13 protein-coding genes are annotated in these 11,045 nt (G+C 53.1%); 12 read left to right on the top strand and 1 reads right to left on the bottom strand.

All coding sequences use genetic code 11. The features are described from left to right. Positions 1-15: 15 nt before the first annotated feature. Complete coding sequence (cysH, locus tag OGY18_RS12015) at positions 16-750, top strand: phosphoadenosine phosphosulfate reductase (RefSeq protein ID WP_003825712.1); 735 nt, start codon at positions 16-18, stop codon at positions 748-750. Positions 751-795: 45 nt separating this feature from the next. Here cysH and OGY18_RS12010 read toward each other — a convergent pair whose 3' ends face one another. After that, positions 796-1,839: an aminopeptidase gene (locus OGY18_RS12010; protein ID WP_286553122.1), complete on the bottom strand. Its 1,044-nt coding sequence runs from the start codon at positions 1,837-1,839 to the stop codon at positions 796-798. A gap of 402 nt (positions 1,840-2,241) precedes the next feature. Here OGY18_RS12010 and cysD point away from each other — a divergent pair, with 402 nt between their 5' ends. The 11 genes from cysD (at position 2,242) to nlpD (ending at position 11,013) form a co-directional block, all read left to right on the top strand. Next, positions 2,242-3,150, top strand: coding sequence for a sulfate adenylyltransferase subunit CysD (gene cysD / locus OGY18_RS12005; protein ID WP_003034152.1), 909 nt, complete (start codon positions 2,242-2,244; stop codon positions 3,148-3,150). Between the two features lie 9 nt (positions 3,151-3,159). Then, a complete protein-coding gene (gene cysN, locus OGY18_RS12000) occupies positions 3,160-4,587 on the top strand; it encodes a sulfate adenylyltransferase subunit CysN (RefSeq protein WP_166465434.1) in 1,428 nt (475 codons plus the stop codon). Further along, a complete protein-coding gene (gene cysC, locus OGY18_RS11995; RefSeq protein WP_003034157.1) occupies positions 4,587-5,192 on the top strand; it encodes an adenylyl-sulfate kinase in 606 nt (201 codons plus the stop codon). Before cysN ends, cysC begins: the two co-directional genes overlap by 1 nt. Positions 5,193-5,239: 47 nt before the next feature. After that, positions 5,240-5,563, top strand: a complete 324-nt coding sequence (locus OGY18_RS11990; RefSeq protein WP_003825718.1) for a DUF3561 family protein — start codon at positions 5,240-5,242, stop codon at positions 5,561-5,563. Positions 5,564-5,777: 214 nt separating this feature from the next. After that, entirely contained in the window at positions 5,778-6,089 is a 312-nt protein-coding gene (gene ftsB / locus OGY18_RS11985; RefSeq protein WP_003034163.1) for a cell division protein FtsB, read from the top strand. 18 nt (positions 6,090-6,107) lie between these two features. After that, positions 6,108-6,803 (top strand): 2-C-methyl-D-erythritol 4-phosphate cytidylyltransferase, encoded by a 696-nt coding sequence (ispD, locus tag OGY18_RS11980; protein ID WP_286553119.1) that lies wholly within the window; start codon positions 6,108-6,110, stop codon positions 6,801-6,803. A 55-nt stretch (positions 6,804-6,858) separates the two neighbouring features. Next, a complete protein-coding gene (gene ispF, locus OGY18_RS11975) occupies positions 6,859-7,338 on the top strand; it encodes a 2-C-methyl-D-erythritol 2,4-cyclodiphosphate synthase (RefSeq protein WP_003034167.1) in 480 nt (159 codons plus the stop codon). Then, positions 7,335-8,384: a tRNA pseudouridine(13) synthase TruD gene (truD, locus tag OGY18_RS11970; RefSeq protein WP_126317487.1), complete on the top strand. Its 1,050-nt coding sequence runs from the start codon at positions 7,335-7,337 to the stop codon at positions 8,382-8,384. Before ispF ends, truD begins: the two co-directional genes overlap by 4 nt. Next, positions 8,365-9,126, top strand: coding sequence for a 5'/3'-nucleotidase SurE (gene surE, locus OGY18_RS11965; protein ID WP_003825728.1), 762 nt, complete (start codon positions 8,365-8,367; stop codon positions 9,124-9,126). The genes truD and surE overlap by 20 nt, the downstream gene beginning before the upstream one ends. Continuing rightward, positions 9,120-9,746: a protein-L-isoaspartate(D-aspartate) O-methyltransferase gene (locus OGY18_RS11960; RefSeq protein ID WP_003034172.1), complete on the top strand. Its 627-nt coding sequence runs from the start codon at positions 9,120-9,122 to the stop codon at positions 9,744-9,746. The genes surE and OGY18_RS11960 overlap by 7 nt, the downstream gene beginning before the upstream one ends. A 184-nt stretch (positions 9,747-9,930) precedes the next feature. Further along, positions 9,931-11,013, top strand: coding sequence for a murein hydrolase activator NlpD (gene nlpD, locus OGY18_RS11955; RefSeq protein ID WP_223240872.1), 1,083 nt, complete (start codon positions 9,931-9,933; stop codon positions 11,011-11,013). Positions 11,014-11,045 lie beyond the last annotated feature (32 nt).

Here is an 11,045-nt window from a genome sequence, read left to right as displayed (position 1 = left end):
TACAGTGAGGAACTTATGTCCCAACTCGATCTAAACAAGCTAAACGAACTGCCAAAAGTGGATCGCGTATTAGCGCTGGCCGAAACCAACGCCCAGCTGGAAAAACTGAGCGCCGAGGATCGCGTAGCGTGGGCGCTGGAAAACCTGCCTGGTGAATATGTACTGTCATCAAGTTTTGGTATCCAGGCGGCAGTGAGCCTGCATCTGGTAAATCAGATTCGCCCGGATATCCCGGTGATCCTCACCGATACTGGCTACCTGTTCCCGGAAACCTATCAGTTTATTGATGAGTTAACGGACAAGCTTAAGCTTAATCTGCAAGTCTACCGGGCGAAGGAAAGTGCGGCCTGGCAGGAAGCGCGCTACGGCAAACTGTGGGAGCAGGGCGTTGAAGGTATTGAAAAATACAATGACATCAACAAAGTCGAGCCGATGAACCGGGCGCTGCAGGAGCTGAACGCGCAAACATGGTTTGCCGGTCTGCGTCGAGAGCAATCGGGCAGTCGTGCGCATTTGCCGGTGCTGGCTATCCAGCGCGGTGTGTTTAAAGTTCTGCCGATCATCGACTGGGATAACCGTACGGTTTACCAGTATCTGCAAAAACACGGTTTGAAATACCATCCGTTGTGGGATCAGGGCTATCTGTCGGTAGGCGATACCCACACCACCCGCAAATGGGAGCCGGGTATGGCGGAAGAAGAGACGCGTTTCTTCGGATTGAAGCGTGAGTGCGGACTGCACGAAGGATAACAGGAAAGGGGGCCGGTAAGATTTACATCCTACCGGATCCCTTCTTCAGGATTTACCCGCTTTTGCCAGTTCTTTTACCAGTGGCAGCATAATGCGTACCACGTCGCGGCTACGGTGCTCTATCCGGCCCGGTAACGCTTTATCGATATGCTGCTGGTTATCCAGTCGCACATCGTGCCAGCTGTTGCCTGCCGGGAATGAGGCGCTTTTGGCGCGCTGCTGATAGCCATCTTTCTTGCCCAGGTTCCAGTTGGTCGCTTCAACGGAGAGAACGGCAATCCCCGCGTTGTCGAAGACCTCTGCATCGTTACAACATCCAGTGCCTTTCGGATAGTCTTTGTTCAGACCTGGATTGGTGCTGGCAACGATACCGCGGCTGTGCGCGATAGCTAGTGCCCGGTCGCGCGTCAGTTTTCGTACCGCTTCCGGGGTTTTCTTACCGCTATTGAAATAGAGCTTATCACCGACAATCAGGTTATCGAGGTTGATAACCAGCAGTGTGTTTTTCTTCTCGGCGGCGCTCATTCGCTTCAGGATGTTCTCCGCGCCCAGTTTGCCTTCTTCCTCACCGCTGGTGGCGATAAATCGAATACCGTACTGCGTCGGCACGTTTTTGAGTTTTTCCGCCAGTTCCAGCATCACACCAACACCTGCGGCGTTGTCATCGATCCCTTGCAGGGTTAATCCACCCAGATTGGCATCTGAATCGGCGTCGCTTTGTGCGGCGTAGGTGTCGAGGTGCGCCATAATAATAATCTGCTGCGGTGCTTTACCTTCATGTGCTGCAATAACGGTGCTTCCCGTTACGTTATGCCAGTTTTTACGGTTATCTTTGGCGGTATAAACATAACGGCTGTTAAACGTCCGAATATCGCTGCTATAGCCCATCTGCTGAAATTGTTGACGTATATAATCAGCAGACAACATTTCTGCCGGAGATCCCGTCACGCGGCCTGGGAAAAACGTTGCGATATATCGAGCCTGGGTATTTGCGATATCTCCAGGTTTGGAAGATGTTGCCTGTGCAGGAAGGATGAAGCACGCGCCGAGCGCCATGGCGGTAGTCAGGTGGCGCGATGCGAGAAACATAATGAGTCCTTAAGAGCCTATCCCATTTGGCTATTTTATTTGTCATTTTGAATCCGGGCAGTGCTCACAATCCTAACGTACTGCATGTACGCTCCGGTTGTTCCGCGCTGTCCGTATCCAAACTGACAGCAACAATGTACGCCTAATGGGATAGGCTCTGAATACCAAGCAGAAATTTTCAGCCGCTAGTATGAAACCGTGATCGAGGTAAAACAATTTCATTTGCTCCTAAATGCCCGAATTCCGGTAGCTTAAGCACTTTTTGATATTTGCTTTTCCGGATCGTTATTCCTTTGAGGAACTACTCATTCCAATTCGTAATTTCATTCGCCCTCTTGCCCTCCCTATAGTCAGGTTATCTGAGCATCGTTAGCAAAATAACGGCATTACATAGGAACGGTTATGGATCAAAAACGACTTACCCACCTGCGGCAACTGGAAGCGGAGAGCATCCATATCATTCGTGAGGTGGCCGCCGAGTTTTCTAATCCGGTGATGATGTATTCCATCGGCAAAGATTCCAGCGTAATGCTGCATCTGGCGCGTAAAGCGTTTTATCCGGGCACGCTGCCGTTCCCATTGCTGCACGTTGATACCGGCTGGAAATTCAGCGAAATGTACGAGTTTCGTGACCGCACGGCGAAAGCCTACGGCTGTGAACTGCTGGTGCATAAAAACCCGGAAGGGGTGGCGATGGGCATCAACCCGTTCGTCCACGGCAGCGCCAAGCATACCGACATTATGAAAACCGAAGGGCTGAAGCAGGCACTGAATAAATACGGTTTCGATGCCGCGTTTGGTGGTGCTCGTCGTGACGAAGAGAAATCACGTGCCAAAGAGCGCATTTACTCTTTCCGCGATCGTTTTCATCGCTGGGACCCGAAAAACCAGCGCCCGGAGCTGTGGCATAACTACAACGGGCAGATTAACAAAGGCGAAAGCATTCGCGTCTTCCCGCTCTCTAACTGGACTGAACAGGATATCTGGCAATACATCTGGCTGGAAAATATCGACATCGTGCCGCTGTATCTGGCGGCGGAGCGTCCGGTGCTGGAACGCGACGGCATGCTGATGATGATTGATGACGACAGAATCGATCTGCAGCCCGGGGAAGTGATTAAAAAACGCATGGTGCGTTTCCGTACGCTCGGCTGCTGGCCGCTGACAGGCGCGGTGGAGTCGAATGCGCAGACGCTGCCGGAAATTATCGAAGAGATGCTGGTCTCAACCACCAGTGAACGTCAGGGCCGCGTGATTGACCGCGACCAGGCGGGCTCCATGGAGCTGAAGAAACGTCAGGGGTATTTCTAAGGAGCCGCCATGAACACGACACTTGCACAACAAATTGCTAATGAAGGCGGCGTTGAAGCCTGGATGGTTGCCCAGCAACACAAAAGTCTGCTGCGTTTTTTAACCTGCGGTAGCGTGGATGACGGGAAAAGTACCCTGATTGGCCGTCTGCTGCACGACACGCGTCAGATTTATGAAGATCAGCTTTCATCGCTGCACAACGACAGTAAACGTCACGGTACTCAGGGCGAAAAGCTTGACCTGGCGTTATTGGTTGACGGCTTGCAGGCCGAGCGCGAGCAGGGCATCACCATCGACGTGGCGTACCGTTATTTCTCTACCGAGAAGCGTAAATTTATTATTGCGGACACTCCCGGACATGAGCAGTACACCCGTAATATGGCGACCGGTGCATCGACCTGCGATCTGGCGATCCTATTGATCGATGCGCGTAAAGGCGTGCTGGATCAGACTCGTCGTCATAGCTTTATCTCCACGCTGCTTGGGATCAAACACCTGGTGGTGGCGATCAACAAAATGGATCTGGTGGACTTTAGCGAAGAGACATTTAACCGCATTCGCGAAGACTATCTTACTTTTGCTGAACAACTGCCGGGCAACCTGGATATCCGGTTTGTGCCGCTCTCTGCACTGGAAGGCGATAACGTGGCTTCGCAAAGCGCCAGTATGCCGTGGTACAGCGGTCCGACGCTGCTGGAAGTGCTGGAAACCGTTGAGATCCAGCGCATTGTTGATACTCAGCCGATGCGCTTCCCGGTGCAGTATGTGAACCGACCGAATCTGGATTTCCGTGGTTATGCCGGAACGCTGGCCTCTGGTAGCGTGAAGGTCGGGCAGCGCGTCAAAGTGCTGCCGTCCGGCGTTGAGTCGAGCGTGGCGCGGATTGTGACCTTTGATGGCGATTTACAGGAAGCGCATGCAGGTGAAGCGATTACCCTGGTGCTGAAAGATGAGATCGATATCAGCCGGGGTGACCTGTTACTGGATGCCGGTGAAACGCTGCCGACAGTACAAAGCGCTGCCGTTGATGTGGTGTGGATGGCGGAACAACCGTTGTCGCCAGGGCAGAGCTACGACATCAAAGTGGCAGGCAAGAAGACCCGTGCACGCATTGATAGCGTGCAGTATCAGGTCGATATAAACAACCTGACCCAGCGTGACGTTGAAGCGCTACCGCTGAACGGCATCGGTCTGGTTAATCTGACTTTTGATGAGCCGCTGGTGCTGGATACCTATCAGCAGAATCCGGTTACGGGTGGGCTGATTTTCATTGATCGCCTGACTAACGTTACCGTTGGCGCGGGGCTGGTGCGTGAACCAATCGTCCAGGAGCTTGCCACAGCTTCTCAGTTCAGCGCGTTTGAGCTGGAGCTTAATGCACTGGTGCGTCGCCACTTCCCACACTGGGGTGCGCGCGATCTGCTGGGAGGAAAATAATGGCGCTGCATGACGAAAACGTCGTCTGGCATGCCCATCCTGTTACACCGCAACAGCGGGAACAACGCCACGGTCATCGTGGTGTTGTGCTGTGGTTTACCGGGCTGTCAGGTTCTGGTAAATCCACGGTAGCAGGGGCGCTGGAAGAGGCGCTGCATAAGCTAGGGGTGAGCACCTATCTGCTGGATGGCGATAACGTGCGTCACGGTCTGTGCAGCGATCTTGGGTTTAGCGATGCCGATCGCAAGGAGAATATTCGTCGGGTTGGTGAAGTGGCTAATCTAATGGTAGACGCCGGCCTGGTGGTGTTGACTGCGTTTATCTCTCCACATCGCGCCGAGCGAAAAATGGTTCGCGAGCGCGTGGGCGAAGGGCGTTTTATTGAGGTTTTTGTCGATACGCCATTAGCAACGTGTGAAGCACGCGATCCAAAAGGGCTGTATAAAAAAGCGCGAGCGGGGGAATTGCGTAATTTCACCGGAATTGACTCGGTTTACGAAGCGCCTGAATCGCCAGAGATTCATCTTGATGGTGAACAATTGGTAACAAATTTGGTTCCTCAATTATTAGACCTGCTGAGGCAGGAAGATATTATCAGATCCTGAGACACCCGAGCTTGCATGCCCGGTCAGTCACAGTCACAGGATTAGATATGCGTAACAGCCATAACATTACTATTACAGAGTCAGATACCTTCGCTGCCGACGACGAAACTACCTGGTCACTCCCAGGAGCCGTGGTCGGTTTTATCGCGTGGTTGCTGGCGCTGGGATTCCCGTGTCTGATGTATGGCCCTAACACACTGTTTTTCTTCCTCTATACCTGGCCCTTTTTCCTCGCGTTGTTGCCCGTGGCGATTGTCGCGGGTATTGCCCTGCATTCGCTATTGAAGGGGAGATTGCTGCTGAGTATTGCCTGTACCCTGCTGGTGGTTGGCGCAATGTTTGGCGCACTGTTTCTGTGGCTACTGGGTTAGGCATACGTCCTTTCACGCGATCGCCGCTGTTGTTCACTGTCTGGCCATAATTCAAACCGTAACCAACAATGAGATTATGTTCTCCTTACACGGGGTATACGTAACAACGAGCAAATGTGGTACATTTGCCCGCGTTGTCGCGGCATTCCCGTCCGTTGATGTAAAGTTGTCAGCGGAGTTTATGGGATGTTGATGCCGTTTTTCAGGGGGCAGGATGGGTAAACTTACGTTGCTGTTGCTGGCTTTATTAGTCTGGCTACAGTATTCGCTGTGGTTCGGTAAGAACGGCATACATGACTATAGTCGCGTCAACGATGATGTTGCGGCGCAGCAAGCTACAAACGCGAAACTGAAAGCGCGTAACGATCAGCTTTTTGCCGAAATTGACGATCTCAATGGCGGGCAAGAGGCTATCGAAGAGCGCGCGCGTAACGAACTCAGTATGACTAAGCCAGGCGAAACCTTTTATCGTCTGGTGCCTGACGCGTCTAAACGCGCTCAGACTGCAGGGCAAAACAATCGATAAACCGTCCAGGGATTTAACATGGCAGCCACTTTAATGGACGTTTGCGCCGTGGTGCCGGCTGCCGGGTTTGGCCGCCGAATGCAAACAGAGTGTCCTAAGCAGTACCTCTCTATTGGCAATAAAACCATTCTCGAACACTCGGTTGATGCGCTGCTGGCTCATCCCCGGGTGACGCGAGTCGTCATCGCTATTAGCCCAGGCGACAGTCGCTTTGCCCAACTTCCACTCGCAGCGTACCCGCAAATTACCGTGGTGGATGGTGGCAACGAGCGTGCCGATTCTGTCCTGGCCGGTTTGCAAGCCGCAGGTGAGGCCAGTTGGGTACTGGTGCATGATGCCGCGCGTCCGTGCCTGCATCAGGAAGATTTATCTCGTTTGCTGGCAATAAGTGAAACCAGCCGCATCGGCGGGATCCTTGCTGCGCCGGTGCGCGACACGATGAAACGCGCGGAGCCGGGCCGAACAGACATCGCACATACGGTCGATCGCACCGATTTATGGCATGCGTTGACGCCGCAGTTTTTCCCTCGCGAGCTGTTGCATGACTGTCTGACCCGTGCGCTAAACGAAGGCGCAACCATTACGGACGAAGCCTCGGCGCTGGAATATTGCGGTTTTCATCCGCTGCTGGTCGAAGGACGCGCTGACAACATCAAAGTCACCCGCCCGGAAGACCTGGCGCTGGCGGAATTTTATCTGACCCGAACTATCTAGATACATCATTCTTCAGGCTGCCTGGAGGATGTTGTGTATATCAGGAGAAGGCATAATGCGAATTGGACACGGTTTCGACGTACACGCTTTTGGCGGAGTTGGCCCAATTATCATTGGTGGTGTGCGCATCCCGTATGAAAAAGGATTGCTGGCGCATTCTGATGGCGACGTGGCGTTACACGCGTTAACCGATGCTCTGCTGGGCGCGGCTGCGCTGGGGGATATCGGTAAACTCTTCCCGGACACCGACCCGGCCTTTAAAGGTGCAGATAGTCGTGAATTATTGCGTGAAGCCTGGCGGCGTATTCAGGCCAAAGGCTATACGCTTGGTAATGTGGATGTGACGATTATTGCTCAGGCGCCGAAGATGCTGCCGCACATTCCGCAAATGCGCGTGTTTATTGCCGAAGATCTCGGCTGCCATATGGATGATGTTAACGTGAAAGCGACCACCACGGAAAAACTCGGTTTTACCGGGCGTGGGGAAGGGATTGCCTGTGAAGCGGTGGCGTTACTCATTAAGGCAACGAAATGACTGCGTTTGAAGATCTGACGTATCTCCATGGCAAACCACAAGGCCATGGCGTTCTGAAAGCGAATCCGGAAGACTTTGTCGTCGTCGAAGATTTAGGCTTCGAACCGGATGGCGAAGGCGAGCACATTTTGGTGCGTATCCTGAAAAACGGCTGTAATACCCGTTTTGTGGCTGACGCGCTGGCGAAGTTCCTGAAAATTCACGCCCGTGAAGTGAGCTTTGCTGGCCAGAAAGACAAGCATGCAGTCACGGAACAGTGGCTGTGCGCGCGCGTGCCGGGCAATGCAATGCCTGATTTAAGCAAATTTGAACTCGAAGGCTGTAAAGTGCTGGAGTACGCGCGCCACAAGCGTAAGCTGCGTTTAGGGGCGTTGAAAGGTAACGAATTTACGCTGGTGCTGCGTGAAGTGAGCCAGCGAGAGGACGTTGAAGCGCGTTTGCAGGCGATTAGCGAGCGCGGCGTACCGAACTATTTTGGCGCTCAGCGTTTTGGTATTGGCGGCAGCAACCTGCAAGGGGCGCTGCGTTGGGCGCAAAGCGATGCGCCGGTGCGCGATCGCAATAAGCGCAGTTTTTGGTTGTCGGCGGCCCGTAGCGCGTTGTTTAATCAGATAGTCAGTGAACGCTTGAAAAAAACAGACTTTAATCAAGTTGTTGACGGCGATGCGCTACAATTGTCGGGACGCGGAAGTTGGTTTGTCGCCACGCAGGAAGAACAAACCGAATTACAGCGTCGCGTCGATGATAAAGAATTGATGATTACAGCGGCATTACCGGGCAGCGGTGAGTGGGGAACTCAGCGCGACGCGCTGGCGTTTGAAGAAGCCGCTATTGCTGATGAAACCGTGCTGCAGTCGCTATTATTGCGCGAGAAAGTCGACGCATCGCGTCGTGCTATGTTGCTGTATCCACAACAATTAAGCTGGAACTGGTGGGATGACGTAACCGTTGAGTTACGTTTCTGGCTACCGGCAGGTAGCTTCGCCACCAGTGTTGTAAGGGAACTTATTAACACAATGGGTGATTATGCGTATATTGCTGAGTAACGATGATGGGGTCCACGCACCCGGTATACAAACGCTGGCGAAAGCACTGCGTGAGTTTGCTGACGTACAGGTGGTTGCCCCGGATCGTAACCGCAGTGGCGCGTCTAACTCGCTGACGCTGGAATCCTCACTTCGCACGTTCACCTATGATAACGGTGATATCGCCGTACAAATGGGTACACCTACCGATTGCGTCTATCTGGGCGTGAACGCATTAATGCGTCCGCGTCCGGACATTGTCGTGTCTGGTATTAACGCAGGTCCTAATCTGGGCGATGATGTTATCTATTCCGGTACCGTTGCGGCGGCGATGGAAGGTCGTCACCTGGGCTTTCCTGCGTTGGCGGTCTCACTTGATGGGCATAAACACTACGATACTGCTGCCGCAGTAACCTGCCGTATCTTACGGGCGCTGAGTCGTGAACCGCTGCGCACCGGGCGAATTTTGAATATCAACGTGCCGGATTTACCGCTGGATCAGATTAAAGGTATCCGCGTCACCCGCTGCGGTAGCCGCCATCCTGCGGATCAGGTGATCCCACAGCAGGACCCGCGCGGTAATACGCTGTACTGGATCGGGCCGCCGGGCGAAAAGTGCGACGCCGGACCGGATACAGATTTTGCCGCCGTCGATGAAGGCTATGTTTCCATTACGCCGCTGCATGTCGATTTAACCGCCTACGGCGCGCATGAAGTTGTTTCTGACTGGTTAGACAGCGTGGGAGCCGACACGCAATGGTAAGCAGACGCGTACACACTCTTCTTGAACAATTACGTGCGCAGGGCATCAGAGATGAGCTTGTTCTCGATGCACTTGCCGCCGTGCCGCGTGAAAAATTCATTGATGAGGCGTTTGAACATAAGGCCTGGGACAATATTGCTCTGCCGATTGGTCAGGGGCAGACGATTTCACAGCCCTATATGGTTGCGCGGATGACTGAGCTGCTTGAGTTAACGCCGCAGTCCCGGGTGCTGGAAATTGGTACCGGCTCTGGTTACCAAACGGCGATTCTGGCACACCTGGTGCACCATGTATGCTCTGTTGAGCGCATTAAAGGTTTGCAGTGGCAGGCGCGTCGTCGACTTAAACAGCTTGATTTACATAATGTTTCTACCCGTCATGGTGATGGATGGCAGGGCTGGCAAGCGCGAGCCCCGTTTGACGCTATCATTGTTACGGCAGCGCCGCCTGAGATCCCAACCGCATTGATGATGCAGTTGGATGAAGGCGGCATTCTCGTCTTACCCGTGGGCGACGAGCACCAGTTTCTGAAACGGGTGCGTCGTCGGGGAGGCGAATTTATTATCGATACCGTGGAGGCCGTACGTTTCGTTCCCTTAGTAAAAGGGGAGCTTGCGTAGATACAGGCTCTGAATACCTGGAGTTTTCCTGGATATTCTGGAATTAGTAAGCGTATCGTGGTCACGTTTCCAGTGCCCAGTCCGATGCCTTGCACGGTGATTACGTCACTGGTTTTAACCAAATTTTCCTGGGGGATAAATGAGCGCGGGAAGCCACAAATTTACCGTTCGCCGCATTGCGGCATTGTCACTGGTTTCATTATGGCTGGCAGGTTGTTCAAATACCTCGAATCCACCAGCGCCGGTCAACTCGGTTGGTGGCAGTGCATCAACGAACACCAATTCCGGCATGCTGATTACGCCTCCACCAAAAATGGGCTCGACGTCGACAGTACAGCAAACGCCACAGATCCAGCCGGTGCAGCGTCCGACCACACAGTCAACACAGATCCAGCCTGTCGCGGAACAGCCTGTGCAGATGGAAAACGGTCGTATTGTGTACAACCGTAAGTATGGGAACATTCCGAAAGGTAGCTATACGGGCGGCAGTACCTATACTGTTAAGAAAGGCGATACCCTTTTCTATATTGCCTGGATTACCGGGAACGATTTCCGTGATCTCGCACAACGCAATAACGTTCCGGCCCCGTATGGCCTGAATGTCGGTCAAACTCTGCAAGTGGGCAACGCGTCGGGTACACCGATTACTGGTGGTAATGCTATTACCCAGGCGGATGCAGCACAGCAAGGAGTTGTGACCAACCCTGCACAAAATTCCACCGTTGCTGTTGCTTCGAAACCAACAATTACGTATTCTGAGGATTCAGGTGAACAAAGTGCTAATAAAATGTTGCCGAACAACAAGCCTGCTGGGACCGTTGTCACAGCGCCTGTAACGGCTCCAGCAGTTAGCGCAACCGAATCAACTGCAAGCTCAACGTCAACCAGCTCGCCAATCTCTACCTGGCGCTGGCCGACTGACGGCAAAGTAATCGAAAACTTTGCGGCTACTGAAGGTGGCAATAAAGGGATCGATATTGCAGGCAGTAAAGGACAGGCTATTGTCGCGACCGCAGATGGACGCGTCGTATATGCCGGTAACGCACTGCGCGGTTACGGTAATCTTATTATCATCAAACATAACGATGATTACCTGAGTGCCTACGCCCATAACGATACAATGCTGGTCCGGGAACAACAAGAAATCAAGGCGGGGCAGAAAATAGCTACCATGGGTAGCACCGGAACCAGTTCAACACGCTTGCATTTTGAAATTCGTTACAAGGGGAAATCCGTAAACCCGCTGCGCTATTTACCGCAGCGATAATTCGGCGGAACCAGGCTTTCACGTGCTAGTTC

It is taken from the genome of Citrobacter sp. Cpo142 (assembly GCF_030332425.1).
Lineage (GTDB): Bacteria > Pseudomonadota > Gammaproteobacteria > Enterobacterales > Enterobacteriaceae > Citrobacter > Citrobacter portucalensis.
This window is presented reverse-complemented; position numbering and strand designations above follow the sequence as displayed.